Annotated in this window: 21 protein-coding genes, 1 tRNA gene and 2 rRNA genes (1 of these 24 cut by a window edge); 19 read left to right on the top strand and 5 right to left on the bottom strand. The window is 61.1% G+C overall.

Annotated features, from left to right (window positions below; translation table 11 throughout):
• The 3 genes from ACPW75_RS20280 to ACPW75_RS20270 all read left to right on the top strand — a co-directional run.
• A 23S ribosomal RNA gene (locus ACPW75_RS20280) occupies positions 1-2,854 on the top strand; it begins 35 nt to the left of the window's first position.
• A gap of 83 nt (positions 2,855-2,937) precedes the next feature.
• Positions 2,938-3,052: ribosomal RNA gene (rrf, locus tag ACPW75_RS20275) — 5S ribosomal RNA — on the top strand.
• A gap of 106 nt (positions 3,053-3,158) precedes the next feature.
• Positions 3,159-3,234, top strand: a tRNA-Thr gene (locus tag ACPW75_RS20270).
• A gap of 49 nt (positions 3,235-3,283) precedes the next feature.
• On the opposite strand, the gene ACPW75_RS20265 is transcribed toward ACPW75_RS20270, so the two are convergent.
• Entirely contained in the window at positions 3,284-3,538 is a 255-nt protein-coding gene (locus ACPW75_RS20265; RefSeq protein WP_073348562.1) for a hypothetical protein, read from the bottom strand.
• A gap of 93 nt (positions 3,539-3,631) precedes the next feature.
• Between ACPW75_RS20265 and ACPW75_RS20260 the strand changes: the two genes are divergently transcribed.
• The 13 genes from ACPW75_RS20260 (at position 3,632) to ACPW75_RS20200 (ending at position 17,699) form a co-directional block, all read left to right on the top strand.
• Positions 3,632-4,897, top strand: a complete 1,266-nt coding sequence (locus ACPW75_RS20260) for a cytosine deaminase (protein WP_077096712.1) — start codon at positions 3,632-3,634, stop codon at positions 4,895-4,897.
• Positions 4,898-4,984: 87 nt separating this feature from the next.
• Positions 4,985-5,362 carry a fluoride efflux transporter CrcB gene (gene crcB, locus ACPW75_RS20255; protein WP_049045673.1) on the top strand — a complete coding sequence of 126 codons (378 nt, stop codon included), beginning with the start codon at positions 4,985-4,987 and terminating at the stop codon, positions 5,360-5,362.
• Positions 5,363-5,427: 65 nt separating this feature from the next.
• Positions 5,428-6,180 (top strand): bifunctional demethylmenaquinone methyltransferase/2-methoxy-6-polyprenyl-1,4-benzoquinol methylase UbiE, encoded by a 753-nt coding sequence (ubiE, locus tag ACPW75_RS20250; protein ID WP_011704116.1) that lies wholly within the window; start codon positions 5,428-5,430, stop codon positions 6,178-6,180.
• 8 nt (positions 6,181-6,188) lie between these two features.
• Positions 6,189-6,797 (top strand): ubiquinone biosynthesis accessory factor UbiJ, encoded by a 609-nt coding sequence (locus ACPW75_RS20245; RefSeq protein ID WP_077096709.1) that lies wholly within the window; start codon positions 6,189-6,191, stop codon positions 6,795-6,797.
• Positions 6,797-8,437, top strand: a complete 1,641-nt coding sequence (gene ubiB, locus ACPW75_RS20240; RefSeq protein ID WP_011704118.1) for a ubiquinone biosynthesis regulatory protein kinase UbiB — start codon at positions 6,797-6,799, stop codon at positions 8,435-8,437. The genes ACPW75_RS20245 and ubiB overlap by 1 nt, the downstream gene beginning before the upstream one ends.
• A 40-nt stretch (positions 8,438-8,477) precedes the next feature.
• Positions 8,478-8,726, top strand: coding sequence for a Sec-independent protein translocase subunit TatA (tatA, locus tag ACPW75_RS20235; RefSeq protein WP_011704119.1), 249 nt, complete (start codon positions 8,478-8,480; stop codon positions 8,724-8,726).
• A 3-nt stretch (positions 8,727-8,729) separates the two neighbouring features.
• Positions 8,730-9,173, top strand: a complete 444-nt coding sequence (tatB, locus tag ACPW75_RS20230) for a Sec-independent protein translocase protein TatB (protein WP_016348949.1) — start codon at positions 8,730-8,732, stop codon at positions 9,171-9,173.
• Positions 9,170-9,925: a twin-arginine translocase subunit TatC gene (gene tatC, locus ACPW75_RS20225; RefSeq protein WP_011704121.1), complete on the top strand. Its 756-nt coding sequence runs from the start codon at positions 9,170-9,172 to the stop codon at positions 9,923-9,925. The genes tatB and tatC overlap by 4 nt, the downstream gene beginning before the upstream one ends.
• Before the next feature lie 111 nt (positions 9,926-10,036).
• Positions 10,037-10,822, top strand: a complete 786-nt coding sequence (locus ACPW75_RS20220) for a TatD family hydrolase (protein ID WP_077096707.1) — start codon at positions 10,037-10,039, stop codon at positions 10,820-10,822.
• Between the two features lie 3 nt (positions 10,823-10,825).
• Positions 10,826-11,845 carry a porphobilinogen synthase gene (gene hemB / locus ACPW75_RS20215; RefSeq protein ID WP_039215398.1) on the top strand — a complete coding sequence of 340 codons (1,020 nt, stop codon included), beginning with the start codon at positions 10,826-10,828 and terminating at the stop codon, positions 11,843-11,845.
• A 222-nt stretch (positions 11,846-12,067) separates the two neighbouring features.
• Positions 12,068-14,110 (top strand): oligopeptidase A, encoded by a 2,043-nt coding sequence (gene prlC, locus ACPW75_RS20210; RefSeq protein ID WP_077096705.1) that lies wholly within the window; start codon positions 12,068-12,070, stop codon positions 14,108-14,110.
• A gap of 204 nt (positions 14,111-14,314) precedes the next feature.
• Positions 14,315-16,858: a sensor domain-containing phosphodiesterase gene (locus ACPW75_RS20205; protein WP_425904342.1), complete on the top strand. Its 2,544-nt coding sequence runs from the start codon at positions 14,315-14,317 to the stop codon at positions 16,856-16,858.
• Between the two features lie 94 nt (positions 16,859-16,952).
• The gene (locus ACPW75_RS20200) at positions 16,953-17,699 is read left to right on the top strand and encodes a class I SAM-dependent methyltransferase (protein WP_077096701.1); all 747 of its coding nucleotides are present in this window, start codon (positions 16,953-16,955) and stop codon (positions 17,697-17,699) included.
• A gap of 58 nt (positions 17,700-17,757) precedes the next feature.
• On the opposite strand, the gene ACPW75_RS20195 is transcribed toward ACPW75_RS20200, so the two are convergent.
• The 4 genes from ACPW75_RS20195 to rhlB all read right to left on the bottom strand — a co-directional run bounded on the left by ACPW75_RS20195 (position 17,758) and on the right by rhlB (position 22,023).
• Positions 17,758-18,027: a Rho-binding antiterminator gene (locus ACPW75_RS20195; RefSeq protein WP_077096700.1), complete on the bottom strand. Its 270-nt coding sequence runs from the start codon at positions 18,025-18,027 to the stop codon at positions 17,758-17,760.
• A 25-nt stretch (positions 18,028-18,052) separates the two neighbouring features.
• Positions 18,053-19,033, bottom strand: a complete 981-nt coding sequence (locus ACPW75_RS20190; protein ID WP_179101453.1) for a DUF4382 domain-containing protein — start codon at positions 19,031-19,033, stop codon at positions 18,053-18,055.
• A gap of 195 nt (positions 19,034-19,228) precedes the next feature.
• On the bottom strand, positions 19,229-20,719 hold the full coding sequence (gene gppA, locus ACPW75_RS20185) for a guanosine-5'-triphosphate,3'-diphosphate diphosphatase (RefSeq protein WP_016348957.1): 1,491 nt from the start codon (positions 20,717-20,719) through the stop codon (positions 19,229-19,231).
• Between the two features lie 14 nt (positions 20,720-20,733).
• Positions 20,734-22,023, bottom strand: a complete 1,290-nt coding sequence (gene rhlB / locus ACPW75_RS20180; RefSeq protein ID WP_029302597.1) for an ATP-dependent RNA helicase RhlB — start codon at positions 22,021-22,023, stop codon at positions 20,734-20,736.
• A gap of 113 nt (positions 22,024-22,136) precedes the next feature.
• Between rhlB and trxA the strand changes: the two genes are divergently transcribed.
• From trxA to ACPW75_RS20165, 3 genes are all read left to right on the top strand, one after another.
• On the top strand, positions 22,137-22,463 hold the full coding sequence (trxA, locus tag ACPW75_RS20175) for a thioredoxin TrxA (protein ID WP_005307306.1): 327 nt from the start codon (positions 22,137-22,139) through the stop codon (positions 22,461-22,463).
• Between the two features lie 207 nt (positions 22,464-22,670).
• Positions 22,671-23,936, top strand: a complete 1,266-nt coding sequence (rho, locus tag ACPW75_RS20170) for a transcription termination factor Rho (RefSeq protein ID WP_005307308.1) — start codon at positions 22,671-22,673, stop codon at positions 23,934-23,936.
• Between the two features lie 106 nt (positions 23,937-24,042).
• Complete coding sequence (locus ACPW75_RS20165) at positions 24,043-25,050, top strand: hypothetical protein (RefSeq protein WP_143239001.1); 1,008 nt, start codon at positions 24,043-24,045, stop codon at positions 25,048-25,050.
• Positions 25,051-25,055 lie beyond the last annotated feature (5 nt).

Genomic DNA, 25,055 nt, shown 5'->3' with positions numbered 1-25,055 from the left:
GCAGTCAGAGGCGATGAAGGACGTACTAACCTGCGATAAGCCGTGAGCAGTCGGTAAGAGACATTACGACTCACGGATTTCCGAATGGGGAAACCCACTTAGCATAAGCTAGGTATCGCTACGTGAATACATAGCGTAGCGAGGCGAACCGGGAGAACTGAAACATCTAAGTACCCCGAGGAAAAGAAATCAACCGAGATTCCCTCAGTAGCGGCGAGCGAACGGGGATTAGCCCTTAAGCATCTTGGAAGTTAGTGGAACGGTCCTGGAAAGGCCGGCGATACAGGGTGATAGCCCCGTACACGAAAACAACCTTGATGTGAAATCGAGTAGGGCGGGACACGTGACATCCTGTCTGAATATGGGGGGACCATCCTCCAAGGCTAAATACTCCTGACTGACCGATAGTGAACCAGTACCGTGAGGGAAAGGCGAAAAGAACCCCTGTGAGGGGAGTGAAATAGAACCTGAAACCGTGTACGTACAAGCAGTGGGAGCCCTTCGGGGTGACTGCGTACCTTTTGTATAATGGGTCAGCGACTTACATTTTGTAGCGAGGTTAACCGTATAGGGGAGCCGTAGGGAAACCGAGTCTTAACTGGGCGTCTAGTTGCAAGGTGTAGACCCGAAACCGGGTGATCTAGCCATGGGCAGGTTGAAGGTTGAGTAACATCAACTGGAGGACCGAACCCACTAACGTTGCAAAGTTAGGGGATGACCTGTGGCTGGGGGTGAAAGGCCAATCAAACTCGGAGATAGCTGGTTCTCCCCGAAAGCTATTTAGGTAGCGCCTCGGACGAATACTACTGGGGGTAGAGCACTGTTTGGGCTAGGGGGTCATCCCGACTTACCAACCCCATGCAAACTCCGAATACCAGTAAGTAATATCCGGGAGACACACGGCGGGTGCTAACGTCCGTCGTGAAGAGGGAAACAACCCAGACCGCCGGCTAAGGTCCCAAAGTTCTGGTTAAGTGGGAAACGATGTGGGAAGGCTCAGACAGCTAGGATGTTGGCTTAGAAGCAGCCATCATTTAAAGAAAGCGTAATAGCTCACTAGTCGAGTCGGCCTGCGCGGAAGATGTAACGGGGCTCAAACCAGGCACCGAAGCCGCGGATTCACGCTAAGCGTGAGTGGTAGGGGAGCGTTCTGTAAGTCTGCGAAGGTGTGTCGAGAGGCATGCTGGAGATATCAGAAGTGCGAATGCTGACGTAAGTAACGATAAAGGGGGTGAAAAGCCTCCTCGCCGGAAGACCAAGGGTTCCTGTCCAACGTTAATCGGGGCAGGGTGAGTCGACCCCTAAGGCGAGGCCGAAAGGCGTAGTCGATGGGAAGCAGGTTAATATTCCTGCACGACTTGTAATTGCGATGGGGGGACGGAGAAGGCTAGGTGGGCCAGGCGACGGTTGTCCTGGTGAAAGTGCGTAGGTGGTGTTTCTAGGCAAATCCGGAGACACAACACTGAGACACGAGACGAACGCACTACGGTGCGGAAGCCATTGATGCCCTGCTTCCAGGAAAAGCCTCTAAGCTTCAGATTACAAGTCATCGTACCCCAAACCGACACAGGTGGTCGGGTAGAGAATACCAAGGCGCTTGAGAGAACTCGGGTGAAGGAACTAGGCAAAATAGAACCGTAACTTCGGGAGAAGGTTCGCTCTTGACAGTGAAGTCCCTTGCGGATGGAGCAGTTGGGAGTCGCAGTGACCAGATGGCTGGGACTGTTTATCAAAAACACAGCACTCTGCAAACACGAAAGTGGACGTATAGGGTGTGACACCTGCCCGGTGCCGGAAGGTTAATTGATGGGGTTAGCGCAAGCGAAGCTCTTGATCGAAGCCCCGGTAAACGGCGGCCGTAACTATAACGGTCCTAAGGTAGCGAAATTCCTTGTCGGGTAAGTTCCGACCTGCACGAATGGTGTAACCATGGCCATGCTGTCTCCACCCGAGACTCAGTGAAATCGAATTCGCCGTGAAGATGCGGTGTACCCGCGGCTAGACGGAAAGACCCCGTGAACCTTTACTACAGCTTGGCACTGAACATTGAACCTACATGTGTAGGATAGGTGGGAGGCTTTGAAGGCGTGACGCCAGTTGCGCTGGAGCCGTCCTTGAAATACCACCCTTGTATGTTTGATGTTCTAACGCAGGCCCATGAATCTGGGTCGCGGACAGTGCCTGGTGGGTAGTTTGACTGGGGCGGTCTCCTCCCAAAGAGTAACGGAGGAGCACGAAGGTTGGCTAATCCTGGTCGGACATCAGGAGGTTAGTGCAATGGCATAAGCCAGCTTAACTGCGAGACGGACAGGTCGAGCAGGTACGAAAGTAGGTCATAGTGATCCGGTGGTTCTGAATGGAAGGGCCATCGCTCAACGGATAAAAGGTACTCCGGGGATAACAGGCTGATACCGCCCAAGAGTTCATATCGACGGCGGTGTTTGGCACCTCGATGTCGGCTCATCACATCCTGGGGCTGAAGTCGGTCCCAAGGGTATGGCTGTTCGCCATTTAAAGTGGTACGCGAGCTGGGTTCAGAACGTCGTGAGACAGTTCGGTCCCTATCTGCCGTGGGCGTTGGATGATTGAAGGGAGTTGCTCCTAGTACGAGAGGACCGGAGTGAACGAACCTCTGGTGTTCGGGTTGTCACGCCAGTGGCACTGCCCGGTAGCTAAGTTCGGAATCGATAACCGCTGAAAGCATCTAAGCGGGAAGCGAGCCCTGAGATGAGTCATCCCTGACCCCTTGAGGGTCCTAAAGGGCCGTTGGAGACCACAACGTTGATAGGTGGGGTGTGTAAGCGCGGCGACGTGTTGAGCTAACCCATACTAATTACCCGTGAGGCTTAACCATACAACACCCAAGAAGTGTTCTAAGGCTTGTAGCAGATACCGAGAACGAACAACAAAATCAGCTTTCTTAGATTGAAGAATTTGCCTGGCGGCCATAGCGCCGTGGAACCACCTGATCCCATGCCGAACTCAGAAGTGAAACGCGGTAGCGCCGATGGTAGTGTGGCATTCGCCATGCGAGAGTAGGACACTGCCAGGCATCAATTAAGCAATCACAGCGATGTGGTTGGTCGCGATACAACGTCAGGTTGTGTTGGACAAAAGATTTAGATAGCGCACACAGTGCGGTCTTTACCGGTTAGTGTGCTGATATGGCTCAGTTGGTAGAGCGCATCCTTGGTAAGGATGAGGTCCCCAGTTCGACTCTGGGTATCAGCACCATTAAATATTAAAGCCTCCCAATCGGGAGGCTTTTTTGTATCCGCTTTTCTCAGTTTACCGAAATCTGCCTGGCATCGAGATAGAACCGAGCCTGTCCTGAGGCTTCTATCTGAATGGCTGCCACCAGTCGTTCATTGCGGGTGTATTCCCACTGCTTGTCGATCGACGTCAAGGGTGGCTTGTTGATACCCAGTGTCTGCAGATACTCGTGAAACAAGCCTGCGCTGCCGATCTCGGTCAATCCTGCTTTCATCCCAATCAACTCCCTTTTATTGTTGCTGTTTGTCAATAGTAACAGTCTCATATGTATTCAATATGAACGCTTTTCTATCAAATTGATCCAAGCTAAGTTGTGGATTGAAAAAGCCGTTGGTGTTTGAAAAAAGGAAGCAAAAACATGCTGATAAAGAACCTGCGTCTGGTCGGAAGGGAGGGGATGTGGCAGATCCTCTGCCAGGATGGCCTGATCCGAGCCATCGAACCCATGAGCACCCATCTGCTCGCAGCCCATGAGCTTGATGGTGAGGAGGGGCTCGCCATCGCCCCCTTTGTCGAGCCTCACATCCATCTTGATACCACCCAGACAGCCGGTGAGCCGAGCTGGAACCTCTCCGGTACCCTGTTCGAGGGGATAGAACGCTGGGCCGAGCGCAAGGCTCTGCTGACCCACGAGGATGTGAAGCAGCGGGCCATCCAGACGCTGAAGTGGCAGATTGCCAACGGCATCCAGTTCGTCCGCACCCACGTGGATGTCTCCGACCCCAATCTGGTCGCCCTGAAGGCCATGTTGGAAGTGCGGGAGGAGATGAAGGAGTGGATGGAGCTGCAGATAGTGGCCTTCCCGCAGGAGGGGATCCTCTCCTACCCCAACGGCAAGGCGCTGCTTGAAGAGGCTCTCAAGCTGGGCGCCGACGTGATAGGCGCCATCCCCCATTTCGAGTTCACTCGGGAATATGGGGTCGAAAGTCTGCACTATGTGTTCGATCTTGCCGAGAAGTATCAGGTTCTGGTGGATGTGCACTGCGACGAGATCGATGACGAGCAGTCCCGCTTCATCGAGACGCTGGCGACCCTGGCCTACGAGCGTGGCATGGGTCAGCGGGTGACCGCCAGCCACACCACCGCCATGCACTCCTATAACGGCGCCTATGCGTCCCGCCTGTTCCGGCTGCTGAAGATGGCGGACATCAACTTTGTCGCCAATCCGCTGGTGAACATCCACCTGCAGGGGCGCTTCGACAGCTATCCCAAGCGTCGCGGCATCACCCGGGTGAAGGAGATGCTGGAAGCGAACATCAATGTCTGTTTCGGCCATGACGACGTGTTCGATCCTTGGTATCCCATGGGCACCGCCAACATGCTGCAGGTACTGCACATGGGGCTGCATGTCTGCCAGATCATGGGTTACGAGCAGATCAACGACAGCCTCAAGCTGATCGGCTGCCACAGTGCACGCACCCTGAACGTGCAGGATCGCTACGGCATCGAGGTGGGCAAACCGGCCAACCTGCTGATCCTGCCCGCCGAGAACGGCTTTGATGCGGTGCGCCGCCAGGTGCCGGTGCGTTACTCCGTTCGCGGTGGCCGGGTGATTGCGCAAACCACGCCATCCCGCACCTCGATTCATCTCGCTCAGGTCGAGCCGGTCGACTTTCGCCGCTGATGCGGGTGATGTCGATTAATTGCCCTGCTGTCCCCCGGGCCTGACATTTTGCATAATGTCGGCCCGATACTATGGAGGCGTGCTCCCATGCAAACCTGGTTATATGTTGCCGCCGGCGGGGCCATCGGCGCCTGCCTGCGCTTTGGTATCGCCGAACTGATGGCGCTGCTGTTGGGACGTCATTTCCCGTATGGCACCCTGGTGGTCAACGTGGTCGGCTCCTTCATCATGGGCATTGCCTTTGCGCTGATCAGCCATGGTCATGTGGTGGAGCACCCGCTGAAACCGCTGCTGATGGTGGGTATCCTCGGTGCCCTGACTACCTTCTCCTCCTTCGCGCTGGATACAGTGGTACTGGCCCAGCAGGGGGCCTATCTGAAAGCCGCCCTCAATATCGGCCTTAACCTGTTTCTCTGTCTGGCCATGGTAGTGCTGGGGATGCAGTTGGTCGCCAGCCGGGTTTAAGGTGTCCGCACGCCATTGGCTCTGGTAAACTGGCGGCCATTCTTTGCTCTATGGGTGTTTAAGGGATGTCAGAACAGACTACGACAACGCATTTTGGCTTTAAAACCGTGGCCTCGACCGAGAAGGAAACCCTGGTCGCCGGCGTCTTCCATTCGGTGGCAGCCAAGTATGATCTGATGAACGATCTGATGTCGTTCGGCATCCACCGCCTGTGGAAGCGCTTCACCATCGACTGCTCCGGCGTGCGCAAGGGTCAGAAGGTGCTGGATCTGGCCGGTGGTACCGGCGATCTGACCGCCAAGTTCTCCCGCATCGTCGGCGAGACCGGCCAAGTGGTGCTGGCGGATATCAACGACTCCATGCTCAAGGTGGGCCGCGACAAGCTGCGCAATCTGGGGGTGGCCAACAACGTCTCCTACGTACAGGCCAATGCCGAGGCGCTCCCGTTCCCTGACAACCATTTCGACGTCATCACCATTGGCTTCGGCCTGCGCAACGTCACCGACAAGGACAAGGCACTTGCCTCCATGTTCCGGGTGCTCAAGCCGGGTGGCCGCTTGCTGGTGCTGGAGTTCTCCAAGCCGGTCAGCGAAGTGATCGCCAAGCTGTACGATCTCTACTCCTTCAAACTGCTGCCTAAAATGGGCGAAATCGTCGCGAACGACAGCGAAAGCTACAAATATCTGGCGGAGTCGATCCGCATGCACCCGGATCAGCAGACCCTGGCAGGCATGATGGAGAATGTCGGTTTCGAGCAGGTCGAGTTTTACAACCTGACCCAGGGCGTGGTCGCCCTGCACCGCGGTTACAAGTTTTAAGGTCGCCTATGCCGATGGATGCCATGGTCACCGCGGTGATCGAAACCAGCCTCAACCAGCTGCTGCGACTCGACAAGCAGAGTCCGGAGCGGCTGCGCAAATTGACGGGCAAGGTACTCAAACTGGAGCTGCGCGAGCTCAAGCCGCTCTGGTTTGTCTTCTCCGAGCGCCGGCTGGATGTGCTGGCCAAATTCGAAGGGGAGGCCGATGCGGTGCTGAGCCTCTCCCTGACCGCGCTCGGCCTGCTCAAGGACCCCTCCGCCCTGACCCGCTACATCCGCGAGGAGAAGCTGGACCTGAGCGGCGACCCTCAGCTGGTGCAGGCGTTCAGCGTGTTGCTGGGCGAGCTGAATATCGACTGGGAAGAGGAGCTGTCCCGTTATACCGGCGATGTGCTGGCCCACACCCTGCTGCGCGGCGCCAGTCAGGCACGCCGGCTGCTGGGACGTGAATTGTGCCGCAGCCAGCGTCAGCTGGCCGAATACCTGACCGAAGAGATCCGGCTTGCGCCGGGTCCGCTGGAAGTGGCCAGCTTCAACGACGATGTTGAGTTGCTGGCCCAGCAGATGAAAGCGGTCGAGCTGCGGCTGACCCGCTTCGAGCAGCAGGTAGCCTGATGACCCCGAAGGAGTTCAAGCGCCTCTATCGCATCATCAGCATCCTGCTGGAGCAAGGCATCGACGAGCTGGTGCCCGCCCGTTACCAGCCCTGGCCCGGCCGGCTGGCCCGTCGCAGCCTGTTCTGGCTCAAGAACAAACGTCAGGGGCTGAACCGCGGTGCCCGCATCCGGCTCGCCTTCGAGGCGCTCGGCCCCATCTTCATCAAGTTCGGTCAGATGCTCTCGACCCGGCGCGATCTGCTGCCGCCGGACATCGCCGAGGAGCTGGCACTGCTGCAGGACAGGGTGCCCCCCTTCTGTGGTCAGGCGGCCCGCCGCCAGATCGAGGCGAGCCTAGGCTGCACCATCGAGACCCTGTTTGACGACTTCGACGAGACGCCGCTGGCGTCGGCCTCCATCGCCCAGGTGCATACCGCCCGGCTGAAGGAGAATGGCCGCGAGATCGTCATCAAGGTGATCCGTCCCGACATCGAGCCGGTCATCGAGGCCGACCTGCGGCTGATGCAGGCGCTGGCCCGTCTGGTGGCCCGTTTCGTGCCCCAGAGCGGACGCCTGCGCCCCATCGAGGTGGTGGAAGAGTATCGCAAGACCATCCTCGACGAGCTCAACCTGATGCGCGAAGCGGCCAACGCCATCCAGCTGCGCCGCAACTTCACCGGCTCCGAGGCGCTCTACGTGCCCGAGGTGTTCACCGAGCACTGCCGCGAACAGGTGCTGGTGATGGAGCGGATCTACGGCATTCCGGTCTCCGACATTGCTGCGCTGGAGGCCAACGGCACCAACATGAAGCTGCTGGCCGAGCGCGGGGTGGAGGTGTTCTTCACCCAGGTGTTCCGCGACAGCTTCTTCCACGCCGACATGCACCCGGGCAACATCTTCGTCTCCTACGAACATCCGGAGAATCCGCTCTGGATCGGCATCGACTGCGGCATCGTCGGCACCCTCAACCGGGAAGACAAACGCTACCTGGCCGAGAACTTCCTCGCCTTCTTCAACCGTGACTACCGCCGGGTGGCCGAGCTGCACGTGGAGTCCGGCTGGGTGCCGCCCGATACCAAGGTGGATGAGTTCGAGTTCGCCATCCGCACCGTGCTGGAGCCCATCTTCGAGAAGCCGCTGTCCGAGATCTCGTTCGGCCACGTGCTGCTCAACCTGTTCAACACCGCGCGCCGCTTCAACATGCAGGTGCAGCCGCAGCTGGTGCTGTTGCAGAAGACCCTGCTCTATGTGGAGGGGTTGGGTCGCCAGCTCTACCCGCAGCTCGATTTGTGGCAGACCGCCAAGCCCTATCTGGAAAACTGGATGTATCAGCAGGTGGGGCCCAAGGCGGTGTGGAATGCCATCAAGGAGAAGGCGCCATTCTGGGCGGAAAAGCTGCCGGAACTGCCGGAGCTGGTCTACGAGACCCTGCGCCAGACCCGTCATCAGCAGCGCCACTTCGACCAGATGTTTGCCGATTTTCGCCGGCACAGTCGCCGCCAGGGTCAGGCTCGCTACCTCTTAGGGGTTGGAGCCAGCCTGCTATTGGCCGGTGTATTCTTGCTGACCCAAAAACAACACATTGAGTGGGGACAAATCAGCCTCGCCGGCGCCGGGTTATGCTGGCTGCTGGGTTGGTTGCGAACCCGTTCTCATTAAATAAACTGCGCCAGCAGGCGCCTGTTCTGGAGAGAAAGTCATGGGTGGTATCAGTATTTGGCAATTGTTGATCATCGCAGTCATCGTCGTGCTGCTGTTCGGTACCAAGAAACTGCGCGGCATCGGCGGTGATCTGGGTGCCGCGGTCAAGGGCTTCAAGAAGGCGCTGTCCGACGAGCCGGAGACCAAGTCCGAGCAGAAGGATGCCGAGTTTCCGCCGAAACAGCTGAACGAAGCAGCGGGTCAGCCTAGCGATGCTGCCAAGCAGAAAGATAAAGATCAGGCCTAAGCCATGTTCGATATCGGTTTCTGGGAGCTGGTTGTCATTGGTGTCGTCGCCCTGGTGGTGCTCGGCCCCGAGCGGCTGCCCGTGGCGATCCGTACCGCCAGCCACTGGATCAGACTGATCCGCAGCACCGCCAACTCGGTCAAGGCCGAGCTGGAGCAGGAGCTCAAGTTGCAGGATCTGCACAACGACCTGAAGAAGGCCGAACAGTTGCAGATGAACAACCTGAGCCCCGAGCTGCAGGAGTCTATCGAGCAGCTGAAAACGGCCGCACAATCGGTGACCCGTCCATACGAACAACAAAATACCATCCAGCCAGCACCGGCCGCCGCCGAGGTGAAGGAGGAGCCGGCAGCCCCCGTCAGTGTGGCGACACCTGATGAGGAGCCCACCGTGATCCCCGCCGCAAGTGCCCAGCCGAGCGCCGAACAAGGGGAGGTGAAGCCATGAGTCAGGCCGAGCAACCCCTGATCAGCCATCTGGTCGAGCTGAGAACGCGCCTGCTGCGCTCCATCTCGGCCATCCTGCTGGTGTTCATCGCGCTGATCTACTTCTCCAACAACATCTACGACTTCGTGGCCCAGCCGCTGCTGAGTCAGTTGCCGGAAGGGACCAGCATGATAGCGACGGATGTGGCGACCCCCTTCCTGACGCCGATCAAGCTGACCCTGGTGGTCTCCTTCTTCGTGGCGATCCCTTATCTGCTCTATCAGGCCTGGGCCTTCATCGCCCCCGGTCTGTACCAGCATGAACGGCGCCTGATCATGCCGCTGGTCGCCTCCAGTGCCGTGCTGTTCTATGCCGGCATGGCGTTCGCCTACTACGTGGTGTTCCCGCTGGTGTTCGGTTTCTTCACCAGCACCGCGCCCGCCGGGGTGACGGTGGCGACCGACATCGCCAGCTATCTGGACTTCGTACTGACCCTGTTCTTCGCGTTCGGGGTGGCGTTCGAAATTCCGGTTGCCACCATACTGCTGTGCTGGACCGGGGTGACCAGTCCCAAGAGCCTGCGGGAAAAGCGTCCCTACGTCATCGTCGGGGTGTTCGTGGTCGGCATGCTGTTGACGCCGCCCGATGTCTTTTCCCAGACTCTGCTCGCGATCCCCATGTGGGGTTTGTGGGAGATAGGTCTGTTCTTCGCCCGTTTCTACGTGAAAGAAGAGAGCGAAGAGAAGCAGGAGCAGACTGAAGAGGGGAGCTAAGGCTCCCTTCCTCTTTTCATGCCCCCGTTCGAGGCGTATGGTAAGGCCCCATTGAGTAGATGGTTTTCAAATACCTGATATGTCTTCCTTTTGTTCGGACCCGCTGACCCCATGATCGACATAGGTGTAAACCTGACCAGCAGCCAGTTTGCCGATGAACAGGCCGATCTGGTGGCCCGCGCCCGCGCCGCCGGGGTGGAGGCGCTGATCCTGACCGGCACCGATCTGGTCGGCAGCCACGAGAGCGCCACCCTTGCCGCCCGCTGGCCGGGTTACTGTTTCTCCACCGCCGGGGTCCACCCCCACGACGCCAAGAGTGTCGATGAGGCGACCCTGCCCGCCCTGCGCGAGCTGGCGGCGCTGCCACAAGTGGTGGCTATCGGCGAGTGCGGGCTCGACTACAATCGCGACTTCTCGCCCCGTCCGGTGCAGGATGCGGTATTCGACGCCCAGCTGGCGCTGGCCGCCGAGCTCGGGATGCCGGTGTTTCTCCACTGCCGCGATGCTCACGCCCGTTTCATCGAGATCCTGCGCCCCTGGTTGCCCAAGCTGCCGGGGGCCGTGCTGCACTGCTTCACCGGCTCCGACGAGGAGCTGGACCAGTGTCTGGCGCTGGGGCTGCATATCGGGGTGACCGGCTGGCTGTGCGACGAGCGTCGCGGCCAGTTGCTGCGCGAGCAGGTGGCCCGCATTCCGGCCGGCCGGCTGATGATCGAGACCGATGCCCCCTATCTGGTGCCGCGGGATCTGAAGCCCAGACCAAAACGCAACGAACCCGCTTTTTTGCCGCACATCGCTCAGGTGGTGGCGGCCTGCCGTGGTGAAGCGCCCGAGGCCTTGCTGGCCCACACCCGGGCCACCTCCGCCGCGTTCTTCCAACTTCCTCTTCAGGAGTGATTCATGGCTACAACTCTTCCAGGCGCCTTTCCGGGTCGCCGCCTGCGCCGGGTGCGCAAACATGATTTCAGCCGTCGTCTGGTGCGCGAGAACGTACTGACCGCCAACGATCTCATCTATCCCGTGTTCGTGCTGGAGGGGGAGAACCGTCGTGAGGCCGTCACCTCCATGCCGGGGGTGGACAGGCTTTCCATCGATCTGCTGCTGAAAGAGGCTGCCGAGCTGGTTGCGCTGGGCGTACCGGCCATCGCTCTGTTCCCGGTCACCCCGCTGGAGCAGAAGAGTCTGCTGGCGGAAGAGGCCTACAACCCGGACGGGCTGGCCCAGCGGGCGACGCGCGCCCTCAAGGCGAGCTTCCCGGAGCTGGGGGTCATCACCGACGTGGCGCTCGATCCCTTCACCACCCACGGGCAGGACGGCATCATTGATGACGAAGGCTATGTGCTGAACGACATCACCACCGAGATCCTGGTGAAACAGGCGCTCTCCCACGCCGCTGCCGGGGTCGATATCGTCGCGCCGTCCGACATGATGGATGGCCGCATCGGCGCCATCCGCGCTGCGCTGGAAGAGAACGGCTTCATCAACACCCAGATCATGGCCTACTCCGCCAAGTACGCCTCCTGCTACTACGGTCCGTTCCGCGACGCGGTGGGCTCTGCCGGCAACCTCGGCAAGAGCAACAAGGCCACCTACCAGATGGATCCGGCCAACAGCAACGAAGCCCTGCACGAAGTGGCGCTGGATATCCAGGAAGGGGCCGACAGCGTGATGGTCAAGCCGGGCATGCCCTATCTGGACGTGATCCGCCAAGTGAAGGATCAGTTCGGCGTGCCGACCTTCGCCTATCAGGTGAGCGGCGAGTACGCCATGCACATGGCTGCGATCCAGAACGGCTGGCTGAAGGAGAAGGAGAGCATCATGGAATCCCTGCTCTGCTTCAAGCGGGCCGGTGCCGACGGCATCCTCACCTACTTCGCCAAGCGGGCTGCCCAGTGGCTGCAGGAAGACGCCAGCCGCTGATGCATCTTGCCTGATGTCACCCACAATGCCGGCCCCTGGGCCGGCATTGTCGTCTCTGGCATCCGGATCGCCGTTTTAATGAGCAGATCTCGGCGAAAAGTGGACAACAGGCCGCGCTCTGGCAGGCAAAGGCTTGATTAATGAGGTTTCTGCCTACATCTTAGGTAGTCCAAGCAAGCTTCTGGACGGCAGGGGCTGTAGAGAATTTAGAGGTATCGCAGGATGAACAACCCTTTGCTGACAATGGACTCGCTGCCCCCTTTCAGCCAGATCCAGCCCGATCAGGTGCAGCCTGCCGTGACGCAGGCCATCGCCGATTGCAAACAGAAGATCAGCGATGTGCTGGCCCAGCGCGACCCCCACACCTGGGACAGCCTGATCGCCCCGCTGGAAGAGGTCAACGACCGCCTGGCGCGGATCTGGTCGCCGGTTAGTCACCTCAACTCCGTACTCAACAGCGAAGCACTGCGCGCGGCCCACGACGCCTGCCTGCCGCTGCTGTCTGAATTCCAGACCTATGTCGGCCAGCACGAGGGGCTCTATCAGGCCTATCGCGAACTGGCCGAGAGCGACGACTTCCCGCTGCTGAGCGGCGCCCAGCGCAAGGAGATCCAGAACACCCTGCGCGATTTTCGCCTGTCCGGGATCGGTCTGCCCGCCGAGGCGCAGCAGCGCTACGGCGAGATCCAGGCCCGCCTCTCCGAGCTGGCTTCCCGTTTCAGCAACAACGTGCTGGACGCGACCCAGGGCTGGAGCAAGCTGGTGACCGACGAGGCCGAGCTGGCTGGTCTGCCGCAGAGCGCGCAGGCCGCCGCCCGCCAGCTGGCCGAGCTGAAGGGCAAGGAGGGCTGGCTGTTCACCCTGGACATCCCCTCCTACCTGCCGGTGATGATGTATGCCGACAACCGCGCGCTGCGCGCCGAGCTGTATGAGGCCTTCACCACCCGCGCCTCGGATCAGGGTCCCAACGCCGGCAAGTGGGACAACTCCGCCATCATGACCGAGCTGCTTGCCCTGCGCCGCGAGCTGGCCCAGCTGCTCGGCTTTGCCAACTACGCCGAGCTGTCACTAGCCACCAAGATGGCGGACAAGCCCGAGCAGGTGGTGAACTTCCTCACCGATCTGGCGGCCAAGTCCCTGCCGCAGGGCAAGGCCGAGCTCGAAGAGATCCGCGCCTTCGCCGCCGAGCAACACGGTCAGCGCGAGCTGGCCGCCTGGGATCTCGCCTACTACGCCGAGAAGCTCAAGCAGCACAAGTTCTCCATCTCCGACGAGCAGCTGCGCCCCTACTTCCCCGCCAGCAAGGTGGTGAAGGGGCTGTTCGAGGTGGTCAAGCGGGTGTTCGGCATGAAGGTGCGTGAGCGCCTCGGCATCGACACCTGGCACCCGGACGTGCGCTTCTACGACATCTTCGACGCCGAGGACGAGCTGCGCGGCAGCTTCTACCTCGACCTCTATGCCCGCGAGCACAAGCAGGGCGGCGCCTGGATGGATGTCTGCCTGGGTCGTCGCTACCGTCAGGATGGTTCGCTGCAAAAGCCGGTGGCCTACCTGACCTGCAACTTCAACGGTCCGGTGGACGGCAAACCCGCCCTGTTCACCCACAACGAAGTGGTCACCCTGTTCCACGAGTTCGGCCACGGTATTCACCACATGCTGACCCGCATCGACGTGGCCGGCGTGGCCGGCATCAACGGCGTGGCCTGGGACGCGGTGGAGCTGCCGAGCCAGTTCCTCGAGAACTGGTGCTGGGAGTCCGAGGCGCTGGCCTTCATCTCCGGCCATCACGAGACCGGTGAGCCACTGCCTGCCGATCTGCTGGAGAAGATGCTGACCGCCCGCAACTTCCAGGCGGCGATGCAGATGCTGCGCCAGCTGGAGTTCGCCCTGTTCGACTTCCGCCTGCACCAGGAGTTTGACCCGGCCAGCGCGGATCAGATCCCGGCGCTGCTGGATGAGGTGCGCAGCCAGGTGGCGGTGATGACGCCGCCTGCTTTCAACCGCTTCCAGCACAGCTTCTCCCACATCTTCGCCGGCGGTTATGCGGCGGGCTACTACAGCTACAAGTGGGCCGAGGTGCTCTCTGCGGATGCCTTCTCCCGCTTCGAGGAGGAGGGGATCTTCAACCCGGCCACCGGTCAGTCCTTCCTGAAGAACATCCTGGAAAAGGGTGGCTCCAAGGAGCCGATGGAGCTGTTCCGAGCCTTCCGTGGCCGCGAGCCTCAGGTGGATGCGCTGCTCCGTCACAGTGGGATTGCCGCGTGAGTTGGCGGGCCCCGGCTGGCGTGAGCTTCAAGCAGGTACAGTTTTGCCACATAGTGGGATCACAGCGTGATTTTTGAGATAAAAAGGGACCTTTTGGTCCCTTTTCTCAAGGCTTTTTAATATCTTGCGGATAGCATGTTTGCACTGTCCCCGGCTCTTCAGTAGAGTCGGGTCCTACCTTCCAAGGAGAGAAAGAACCTTGCCATGAGGCGAGCACTCGAGTCTGTCTATCAAATCATCTCAAGTCTGTCTCATTCGAGTGGTCAGGGATATTTCGATACCTTTGTGAGTGAAATCGCAGCAGCGGTCGGGGCCGACTTCGTCCTGATTTCAGGCAGGGATCAAGCGGGGCTCTCTTTCAAGGTACACGCCGCCCACCCCGCGTCTCTCGACATCACCAACTTCAGCTTTCCGGTCAGCGCCACCCTGGGGGAGATCACCCTGCAGGAGGGAGAGACCTGGTTCAGCGATCGGGTACAGCAGCTGTTTCCCCATGCCGCCGTGTTGCAGGCCTGGCACATCCAGGCCTATGCCGGCATCGCCCTCAAGAGTGCCCAGGGGGAGACAGTCGGTATCTGCAGCGTGCTGTTCAAGCGGCCGCTCACCAACATGGACAAGGTGATGGGCCTGTTGCGCCTGCTGGCTCCGCTGGCCGGGCGCGAACTGGCGCTGATGCTGCAACAGCCGGCACCGCCCCAGCCCGAGTACCACGATTTTCTGCACACCATGATGTCCCACGCGCCGGTGGGGATCGGCAAGCTCGATCTGAACGGCAAGATCCTCTGGACCAACCCGGCCATCGAAAAGATGCTGGGCTACAGCCAGAGCGAGCTGCTGCACCGCACCGCCGCCGAGCTCAATCACCCGGAGGACTGGTTACGCAGCGCCGCCTGTTATGAAGAGCTCAAGCACGGTGAGCGCACCGCCTTCACTCAGGAGAAGCGCTACCTGCACCGGGACGGTCAGGTGCTGTGGGGGCGGGTCACCGTCACCCTGGTGCGGGACGATCAGCTGCAGCCCGACTACCTGATGGTGGTGCTGGAGAACATCGATCCCCTCAAGCGCCACGCCGAACAGCTCAAGCTCTCCCACCGGGTCTATGACAACCTCTCCGAGGCGATCCTGGTGTGCGACGCCGACAGCCGCATCATCTCGGTCAATCCGGCGTTCGAGCAGATCACCGGCTACAGCGAGGAGGAGGTGCGCGGCCAGCGGCCCAGCATGCTCAAGTCCGGGCTGCACGATCAGGCCTTCTACGCCGACATGTACCACGCGCTGGAGCGGGTGGGGGTGTGGCGTGGCGAGGTGTGGAACAAGCGCAAGAACGGCAAGCTCTACCCCCAGCAGCTGATGATCAGCACCCTGCGGGAAGGGGGGCGCATCAGCCAGTACATCGCCATCTTCAGCGACCTCTCCCAGACCAAGCTGGCGGAGCAGAAGATCGCCGCCCAGGCCAATTACGACAACCTCACCGGGCTGCCCAACCGCTGGCTGTTCGGCCGCTGCCTGAGCCGCTTCTGCGAGCGGGGCGAGCGCTTCGCGCTGATGGTGCTCGACCTCAACAACTTCAAGGCGGTCAACAACAGCATGGATCACCACGCCGGTGGCGCCCTGCTGCGGGAGGTGTCGGACCGACTGGTGAGTCGGGTGCGCACCGAGGACCTGGTGGCTCGCATCGGCGGCGACGAGTTCGCTTTCCTGGTGCCGGGCATCGTCAACCGTCGTCAGGCCGAGGTGTTTGCCAAGCAGGTGATCGGCGGCTTCGCTCGTCCTTTCATGCTGGCCAACCAGCACCTCTACGTGACAGCCACCATCGGCATCACTCTCTGCCCGGGCGATGGCCTGGAGAGCGACGAGCTGCTGCGCAACGCCGAACAGGCGCTGTTTGCCGCCAAGCGGCAGGGACGGCTGCTCGGCAGCTACTGCGCCTCCATGCGCGAAGAGGTGCGCCAGCGCCACCAGATGCAGCAGGATCTGGCGGAGGCGATCAAGCTCGAGCAGTTGACCATGGCCTACCAGCCGATCTGGGACAACCGCAGTGGCCGGGTCGCCAAGCTGGAGGCGCTGGTGCGCTGGTACCACCCGCACTGGGGCCAGGTGTCGCCGGCGGACTTCATTCCGTTGGCGGAGGAGGCCGGGCTCATCCAGGGGCTGGGGGCGCTGGTGCTGTGGCAGTCGTGCCGGGATCTGGCGCGGCTGCAGCAATCGGGCTTCCCGGATCTGCAGATGTCGATCAACCGCTCCACCCTGGAGTTCCAGACCATCGATCCGGAGGCGAGCGAGTGGCTCAAGGTGATCCACCACTTCGGACTGGACCCGGCGGACATCGTCATCGAGATCACCGAGTCCCTGCTGATGGAGACCAGCGATCAGCACAGGGTGCGGATTGATGCGCTGCGCGAGGCGGGCTGCAAGCTGGCCATCGACGACTTCGGCACCGGCTATTCGGCGCTGAACTATCTGCGCAACTTCCCGGTGGACCTGGTCAAGATCGACCGGGCCTTCGTGCGCCACATCCCGTTCAATGAACAGGACCGGCTGCTGCTGGACGGCATCATCAACATAGTGCACAACCTCGGCATGCAGGTGGTGATCGAGGGGGTGGAGACCCGCGAGCAGCTCAACTTCCTCTGCCAGAAGGGGTGCGCCTTCACCCAGGGCTATCTGCTGAGCCGGCCACTGGCCTACGACGACCTCACCGAGTACCTGCAGCTCAACGACAAGAGCATGTTCCTGCAGACCAGCTAGTCTTTCCGCCGCCCTCCTTCGGCCGGTGCCCCTACAGCGACCTTCGGGGGCTGTGGTACACTCCGCCCACTGATACCGCCACACAGTCGATACCATGCAGATCCTCCTCGAAGACCCCGCCAAGGCGCCCCAGGCAGCAGCCCTGGCCAGCCAGCTCGGCCAGACCGACCTTCCCCAGTTTGCCCTGGTGTTCACTGCGGCGCGGCTGGAGCTGCGCAAGCTGGACGAGCCCAAGCTGGGCGCGGTCTACGTGGACTTCGTCGAAGGGGCGGTCGCCCATCGCCGCAAGTTCGGCGGCGGCCGTGGCCAGTCCATCGCCAAGGCGGTGGGGCTCAAGGCGGGTGCCATGCCGCGGGTGGTGGATGCCACCGCCGGGCTGGGGCGCGATGCCTTCGTGCTCGCCTCCCTCGGCTGTAAGGTGACCATGATCGAGCGCAGCCCCGTGGTGGCCGCCCTGTTGCAGGACGGGCTGGCGCGGGCGGCGCTGGACCCGGAGATCGGTCCCTGGGTGCGCGAGCGGATGGAGTTGCTGCACGGCCCGGCGGTGGAGACCTTGCTGGGGCTGACTGAGCGGCCCGATGTCATCTACCTCGACCCCATGTTCCCCCACAAGCAGAAGTCGGCGCTGGTGAAAAAAGAGATGCGGGTGTTTCAGTCGCTGGTGGGGCCGGATCTCGATGCCGATGCCCTGCTGCCGGCGGCGCTCGCCATGGCGGACAAGCGGGTGGTGGTGAAACGGCCGGACTACGCCGGCTGGCTCAACGAGCACAAGCCGAGCATGGCCATCGAGACCAAGAGCAACCGCTTCGATGTCTACGTGATGGCGGCGCTGGCGGGATAACGCCGCACGCGAGGGTAAAAGAAGAGGGCCAACCCGGCGGGGTTGGCCCTCTTGTCATCTATTGGCCGTCGGCTGGGGCCGGCGGGGCAAAGCGGATCAGCTTCTCCTCCCCTTGCCAGCTGAGCGCCATGGTGGCCAGCTCCGCCAGGCTCAGTCGCTCGCCACTGTGCAACAGCAGGTACTCGACCCCTGCTCTGGCCTCTATGGTGCGGATCCTGTCTGCCCACTGGCGGCCGTCCCGGCCGGTGAGGGTGACCGGCAACTGCCAGCTGGCGGCGATCTCCAGCCAGTCGTAGAGATCGCAACTGATGGGGTGGTAGGTGCTCATGTGCGGCTTGCCCTCTGGTCGCCGGTTACTGGAAGTTGATGCTGGTGGCGGGCGCCACCACCGCCTGGGCTTGCTGCACTTGCTCCAGTTGCAGCGGGTCGTCGGCCAGCGCCGGATCGTCCTCGTTGCCATTGCAGACCAGCGCCAGATCGTAGCTGCCGAGATTAACAAATCCCAGTTCGTAACCAAAGCCGCCACCGCTTTGCGGCAGCACGGGCGCGCTGGCGTAGAAGCCGTTGTCGCTGTCTGCCATGTCGGGGTAGTTGTCGTCGCTTCGGGGCTGGTAGAAGTAGACGAAGGCCTTGTCGGTCAGCTGGCCGCCGCACAGCCCGGCCGCCACCGTGCCTTTGACGGTGGTGACCTGGGTGTTGTTCACCAGCCGCACCCCTCTGGGCTTGAGCTTGTAGTACTGCTCGTGGCCCGGCAGCACCATGGCTTGGCGCAGGTCGAACTCGGTGGTGAAGGCGCTGAGGCCGTTGGCGGCGATAGTAAAGGTATCCAGCTTGAGTTCGCTGCTGGGCACCTCCAGCGGCTTGATCACCCCATCATCCCGTTTGACGTAGGAGTAGGGGGTGCCATCCAGAAACTGGTTGGCGACCTCCCGTCCGTCCAGCACCCGCAGCCGCATCTGGCTGTAGTCGCCGGGCACCACGCTCTGGCTGGCCAGCAGCGGGCGGCTGACGGAACCCTGGTAGTGCAGCAGGTCGATGTAGGTGAACAGTGGCCGGCCCGCACTGTCGAGCGGGATGGTTTCGCCGCTCGGGGTGCAGCCATCGTCCTGGGCCGAGGTGAGAAAACTGGCGGTGGTCCAGCTCTGCTCGGTACCGGCGACGGGGTGGATGCTGATGTTGGCGACGGCGATGCAGACCTTGCTGACTGCATCCACCGGGGCGTCGGAGAAGGCCAGCGAGAGCTGGGCCTGTTGCGGGCTGTTGTTGTTGTCGCCGCCTCCGCCGCCACAGGCGGTGAGCAGGGCGGTCAGGCCGATCAGGGTCAAGGGTTTCATGGCGTCCATTCCGGTTGTGAAGACAACCCTACTCTAGCCGAGCGGCGCTAATGGCGCAGGTGACAGCCAGCGGGAAAAGGACGAGCTCGGGGTGCCAGCCCAATGAAATCAAGGGTCAGCTTTGAACGGCGCCAGTCATGGCTGCGAAAGAGATTGTCGGAGCGGCAGGGCAGGCACTGATTGGGCGAGGCCCAATCAGGCTTCCAGCAGCCGGGTGGGCCAGCCCATCTTCTGCTGGCGTTCCACCTCGAAGCGCAACTCGCTGGCGCGCAGATAGTGCTCGTCCAGCCAGCCGCTCGGCAGGGTCAGGGTCAGTGCATCTTCATCGGCTTCGAGGGTGAAGCGGGGCACTGTGCCCTGGGTGCGGCGCATGCAGAGGATCAGCGCGATGCGCAGGATGCGGGCCAGCCGGATCGCCTGGCGACCGGTGACGGCGCCCTGCTTCTCCAGCGGTTCCAGCTTGAATTCGTCCCGCTGGTTGAACAGCAGGGCCGACAACAGCTTCTTCTGGGCCGGGGTAAAGCCAGGCATGTCGATGTTGTCGATGATGTAGGCGGCGTGTTGCGGTGCCTTCTTGTACTCGATGCACAGACCGATCTCGTGCAGCAGGGCCGCGTAGCGCAGGATCGGGCGCCCGTAGCGTTTCGAGAGTCGCCAGGCCGGCTGCAGCTGGTTGAACGCCTCGACGGCGGTGTCGCGCACCCGTTCGGCGTGCTCCTTGTCCAGCTGGTAGCGATTGATCAGGCTGTCGGCGGTGCGATCGCGGGCATCACAGTCGTGATTGTTGCCGAGCAGACCGTAGATCAGCCCTTCGCGCAGGGCGCCACCCGCCAGGGTCATGCTCTCGATGTTCAGGGTTTCGAAGATGGCGATCAGGATGGCGAGACCGGAGGGGAACACGGTCAGCCGTTCGGCCGCCAGTCCTTCCAACTGCAGTTGGTCGAGCTTGCCGCAGGCAATGGCCTGACCCATCAGCTCCTGCAGCTTGGGCAGGGTGACCCGCTCGCTTTTCCCCTGCGCCAGCATGATTTCCTGCAGCGCCTGCACCGTGCCAGAGGCGCCGACACAGGTGCGCCAGCCGAGTGCACGATAATCTTCCGCCACCTTCTCCAGCACCGCCTTGGCGGCGGCGATGGCCTGCTTGAAGCGGGCCTCGGAGAGCTCGCCGTCACCGAAGTGGTTGTTGAGCCAGGTAACGCAGCCCATGTGCAGGCTGTTGAGCAGTTTCGCTTCGCTGTGCTCGCCGATCACCAGCTCGGTGCTGGCGCCGCCGATGTCGATCACCAGCCGGTTGCCTTCCCCGGCCGAGGTCCAGGAGACCCCCTCATAGATGGTCTTGGCCTCTTCCTCGCCCGAGATGATCTCGATGCTGTGGTTGAGTACCCGTTCCGCTTCGCTGAGGAACTCGTCGACGTTGGTGGCAAGGCGCAGGGTGGCGGTACCCACTACCCGGATGTTGTCGGCCGGAATGTCCTGCAACTGTTCGGAGAACAGACGCAGACAGTCCCAGCCCCGCTCCATGGCGGCACGGCTGAGACGAAACTCCGGATCGAGCCCGGCGGCGAGGCGAACCTTGCGCTTGACCTTGGTGACGGTGCGTAGCGCACCGGCGACCTCGCGCACCACCAGCATGTGAAAGCTGTTGGAGCCGAGGTCGATGGCGGCATAGAGCGGCGAGTTGTGCAACTGGGCCAGTCCTTTCAGCTCTTGCGGGGCGGACGACGGCGGTTGTTGCTGTTGCCACCGCCCTGGCGATCGCGCATGTTGCGGTTCACCGGCTGACGGTTGCGGAACACCCGCTTCGGTGCGGTCACGTCATCCAGCAGCGCCTCGCGGTCATACTTGCTGACCGGGATCGGGTGGTGAATGTACTCCTCGATGGCCGGCAGGTTGAAGGCATAGTCTTCACAGGCCAGGCTGATGGAGTGACCGCTCTTGCCGGCACGACCGGTACGACCGATGCGGTGTACGTAGTCTTCGGCGTCGTCGGGCAGGTCATAGTTGAAGACGTGGGTCACGTCCGGGATGTGCAGACCGCGGGCGGCCACGTCGGTGGCAACCAGGATGTCGACTGCACCCTTGGTGAAGTCTTCCAGGATCTTCATCCGCTTCTTCTGCGGCACGTCACCGGTCAGCAGGCCGACGCGGTGGCCGTCGTTCTCCAGCCAGGCATGAACGTCTTCACAGACGTGCTTGGTGTTGGCGAAGACGATGGCTTTCTCCGGCCACTCCTCTTCCATCAGGGAGAGCAGCAGCAACATCTTGTCTTCGTTGGAGGGATAGAACAGCTCCTCCTTGATCCGCACGCCGGTCATCTGCTCCGGCTCGATCTGTACATGTTCCGGGTGGTTCATGTGTTCGTAGGCCAGCTCCTGCACCCGCAGGGAGAGGGTGGCGGAGAACAGCATGCTCAGACGCTCGGTGGCGGGCGGCATGCGGCGGAACAGGAAACGGATGTCCTTGATGAAGCCGAGATCGAACATGCGATCCGCTTCGTCCAGTACCACGACCTGAATGTTGCTCAGATCGATGACCTTGGACTTGAAGTAGTCGATGATGCGGCCGGTGGTGCCGATCAGTATGTCGACACCCTGTTCCAGCACGGCCAGCTGCTTGTCGTACCCTTCGCCACCGTAGGCGAGGCCGAGCTTGAGGCCGGTCGAGGCGGACATGCTCTCCGCATCGTTGTAGATCTGGACCGCCAGCTCCCGGGTCGGGGCCATGATGATGGCGCGCGGCTGGTTGATGAGGCGCGGCTTGGTCAGCGGATGGGTCAACAAATAGTTGAAGGTGGCGGCCAGGAAGGCAAGGGTTTTGCCGGTCCCTGTCTGGGCCTGACCGGCGAGGTCATGACCTTCTACCAGCAGTGGCAGAGACAGTGCCTGGATGGGGGTGCAATAGTGAAATCCCTTTGATTCCAGACCAGCCAGAACTTCGGGTTCGAGGCCCATTTGGGCGAATTTGTCGGTCGTTAAATGTGTTTTGCTCATGGCGGTAGGTTATCAGGTTAGGCTTGCAATAATAAACAGGATCATTTCAAATAGGGCAACTATTGCCTTTGTTGATACGTCAATAAAGCCTTAATTACTGACTGGAGTTGGAGATGAGTGACAAGATTGTTCAGCTGAGCGATGCCAGCTTCGAGGCAGATGTAATCAAAGCCGATGGCGCCGTTCTGGTCGACTTCTGGGCCGAATGGTGTGGTCCGTGCAAGATGATTGCCCCGATCCTGAACGAAGTCGCCCAAGAGTATGCCGGTCGCGTGACCGTGGCGAAATTGAACATCGACCATAACGCCGACACTCCGCCCAAGTATGGCATTCGTGGTATTCCGACCCTCTTGCTGTTCAAGAATGGCGAAGTGGCAGCGACCAAGGTCGGTGCCCTGTCCAAGACTCAGCTGAAAGAGTTCCTGGACGGTAACCTGTAATAATCAAAGAGGAGCGCATTGCAATAATGCGCTCCTTCTGTTTTATCACCTAGACGCTCACCCCGATTGGTGCTAATTTATCGCTCGTTTGCTAACCTTTTTGCCTGACTCTTTGCTCACACATCAGCCTGGCAAATCAAATCCGATCAGCATCAATCCAGCAGACTGTCTCCTCATTTCAATCCTTGCTTACAGACTTTCACCACTATGAATCTGACTGAATTAAAGAACACTCCTGTGTCCGAGCTGGTACAGCTTGGCGAATCCATGGGGTTGGAAAATCTGGCTCGGGCGCACAAGAAAGACATTATTTTCGCGATCCTCAAGGCGCACGCCAAGGGTGGCGAGGATATCTTTGGCGACGGTGTGCTGGAAATCCTGACCGATGGTTTCGGCTTCCTGCGTAGTGCAGACGGCTCCTACCTGGCCGGCCCGGACGACATCTATGTCTCCCCGAGCCAGATCCGCCGTTTCAACCTGCGCACCGGCGATACCATATCCGGCAAGATCCGGCCGCCGAAAGAGGGCGAACGTTACTTCGCGCTGCTCAAGGTCAATGAGGTCAACTACGACCGTCCGGAAAACTCCCGCAACAAGATCCTGTTTGAAAACCTCACTCCGCTGCACGCCAACGAGCGTCTGCGCATGGAGCGTGGCAACGGTTCCACCGAAGACATTACCGCCCGCGTACTGGATCTGGCTTCCCCGATCGGTAAAGGCCAGCGCGGCCTCATCGTCGCACCGCCCAAGGCCGGTAAGACCATGCTGCTGCAGAACATCGCCCAGAGCATCGCCTACAACCACCCTGACTGCGAACTGATCGTCCTGCTGATCGACGAGCGTCCGGAAGAAGTGACCGAGATGCAGCGCATGGTGAAGGGTGAAGTGATCGCCTCCACCTTCGACGAGCCGGCTTCCCGTCACGTCCAGGTCGCCGAGATGGTGATCGAGAAGGCCAAACGCCTGGTCGAGCACAAGAAGGACGTGGTGATCCTGCTGGACTCCATCACCCGTCTGGCCCGTGCCTACAACACCGTCATCCCGTCATCCGGCAAGGTACTGACCGGTGGTGTGGACGCCAACGCCCTGCACCGTCCGAAGCGCTTCTTCGGTGCCGCGCGCAATGTCGAAGAGGGTGGCAGCCTGACCATCATCGCCACCGCGCTGATCGATACCGGCTCCAAGATGGATGAAGTCATCTACGAAGAGTTCAAGGGTACCGGCAACATGGAACTGCACCTCTCGCGCAAGATTGCCGAGAAGCGCGTCTACCCGGCCATCGACATCACTCGCTCCGGCACCCGCAAGGAAGAGCTGCTGACCACCGGCGACGAGCTGCAGAAGATGTGGATCCTGCGCAAGATTGTGCACCCGATGGGCGAGATCGACGGCATCGAGTTCCTGATCGACAAGTTGGCCATGACCAAGACCAACGACGAGTTCTTCGACGCCATGCGGCGCCAGCAGAAGTAACCGACTCGAAAATCATCAAACCGCGGCCCAGGTCGCGGTTTTTGTTTATCTATTTTACGGTCGCCTGAGTAGTATGAAACCTCGATGTCACAAGGATAGGGACGTCATGAAGCATGTACTCCTGATATTGCTGAGCTGGCTGCTGGTGCTGCCGGTCGGGGCTGCCGAGGCGCAGCCGCCCCGGACGACACTGGTGGCCGACGAGGGGCTGCAGGGTCACCTCGACTATCTGACCGGCCGGCTGCAGCTGGGGCAGTTTGCCGCCATCGACACCCTGCTGGACTCCCTGGCGGTGGGGCAGCGGGAGTATCTGTTGTGCCAGCTGCTGGCCACCCTCAATAGCCAACCCAGGGCCAGCACGCCGCAACTGCTGGCCTGGGTGCGCGCCCAGTCGTTCAAGGCCCCCAGCTGGTTGGTGGAAAAAGAGGTGGACGGCTTTCTGGTGCAGCAACCCGCCTACGATTTTGCCGCCACCGCGCGGCAGGTGCTGAGCCGCTGGCAGCAGCAGGCCTGGCAGGACAACTATCGCCAGCAGCTGGAAGAGGGCACGTTCGAGTTCAAGCAGATCTACAACAGCCGCAATCCTGATCTGGCCCAGCAGCAGCAGGCGCTGCTGACCGTACTCGATCGGCAGCCGCTCCCGCTCCTGCAACGGGAGGCGCACACGCTGGCCGCCATGAGCATCTTTCTGCCCGACAACCGGCTGCTGCGGCTGCTGGCCGAGCGTACCGGCGACAGCGCCCTCTATCAGAAGCTGTGGCATCAACCGGTCGATCACGACAGCGTGGCCGCGCTCGCCAGCGTGAGCCGTTTTCATCAGGGCCAGGCGGCCAGCGATCTGCTGATTGCCGCCAGTCGCAATGCCCGTCTCAAGCTGCCCGCTCTGCAGCAACTCAGTCAACTTTCGCCGCTGCCAGACACGGCCCAGCAGTTCCTGCTGGCGGAGCTGGGCAATCGCCAATACAGCGGTCAGGTGGCCAGCCTGCTGCTGCAGATGGACGAACCCAGGCTGCTGGCCCAGCTTGCCGATCGGCTGACCCGGCAGGAAAAGCGCCATGCAAGTCCGGTGATGCTGCCCGATTCGGGTACACCCGCCGCCCGCCCAGGGTTATAATGCGG

This window comes from Aeromonas sp. FL131 (genome assembly GCF_049860615.1).
Lineage (GTDB): Bacteria > Pseudomonadota > Gammaproteobacteria > Enterobacterales > Aeromonadaceae > Aeromonas > Aeromonas hydrophila.
This window is presented reverse-complemented; position numbering and strand designations above follow the sequence as displayed.

Coding starts and splice junctions, on each gene's coding strand:
- ACPW75_RS20265 (WP_073348562.1), bottom strand. CDS start 3,538: ATGAGACTGTTACTATTGACAAACAGCAACAATAAAAGGGAGTTGATT.
- ACPW75_RS20260 (WP_077096712.1), top strand. CDS start 3,632: ATGCTGATAAAGAACCTGCGTCTGGTCGGAAGGGAGGGGATGTGGCAG.
- crcB (WP_049045673.1), top strand. CDS start 4,985: ATGCAAACCTGGTTATATGTTGCCGCCGGCGGGGCCATCGGCGCCTGC.
- ubiE (WP_011704116.1), top strand. CDS start 5,428: ATGTCAGAACAGACTACGACAACGCATTTTGGCTTTAAAACCGTGGCC.
- ACPW75_RS20245 (WP_077096709.1), top strand. CDS start 6,189: ATGCCGATGGATGCCATGGTCACCGCGGTGATCGAAACCAGCCTCAAC.
- ubiB (WP_011704118.1), top strand. CDS start 6,797: ATGACCCCGAAGGAGTTCAAGCGCCTCTATCGCATCATCAGCATCCTG.
- tatA (WP_011704119.1), top strand. CDS start 8,478: ATGGGTGGTATCAGTATTTGGCAATTGTTGATCATCGCAGTCATCGTC.
- tatB (WP_016348949.1), top strand. CDS start 8,730: ATGTTCGATATCGGTTTCTGGGAGCTGGTTGTCATTGGTGTCGTCGCC.
- tatC (WP_011704121.1), top strand. CDS start 9,170: ATGAGTCAGGCCGAGCAACCCCTGATCAGCCATCTGGTCGAGCTGAGA.
- ACPW75_RS20220 (WP_077096707.1), top strand. CDS start 10,037: ATGATCGACATAGGTGTAAACCTGACCAGCAGCCAGTTTGCCGATGAA.
- hemB (WP_039215398.1), top strand. CDS start 10,826: ATGGCTACAACTCTTCCAGGCGCCTTTCCGGGTCGCCGCCTGCGCCGG.
- prlC (WP_077096705.1), top strand. CDS start 12,068: ATGAACAACCCTTTGCTGACAATGGACTCGCTGCCCCCTTTCAGCCAG.
- ACPW75_RS20205 (WP_425904342.1), top strand. CDS start 14,315: ATGAGGCGAGCACTCGAGTCTGTCTATCAAATCATCTCAAGTCTGTCT.
- ACPW75_RS20200 (WP_077096701.1), top strand. CDS start 16,953: ATGCAGATCCTCCTCGAAGACCCCGCCAAGGCGCCCCAGGCAGCAGCC.
- ACPW75_RS20195 (WP_077096700.1), bottom strand. CDS start 18,027: ATGAGCACCTACCACCCCATCAGTTGCGATCTCTACGACTGGCTGGAG.
- ACPW75_RS20190 (WP_179101453.1), bottom strand. CDS start 19,033: ATGAAACCCTTGACCCTGATCGGCCTGACCGCCCTGCTCACCGCCTGT.
- rhlB (WP_029302597.1), bottom strand. CDS start 22,023: ATGAGCAAAACACATTTAACGACCGACAAATTCGCCCAAATGGGCCTC.
- trxA (WP_005307306.1), top strand. CDS start 22,137: ATGAGTGACAAGATTGTTCAGCTGAGCGATGCCAGCTTCGAGGCAGAT.
- rho (WP_005307308.1), top strand. CDS start 22,671: ATGAATCTGACTGAATTAAAGAACACTCCTGTGTCCGAGCTGGTACAG.
- ACPW75_RS20165 (WP_143239001.1), top strand. CDS start 24,043: ATGAAGCATGTACTCCTGATATTGCTGAGCTGGCTGCTGGTGCTGCCG.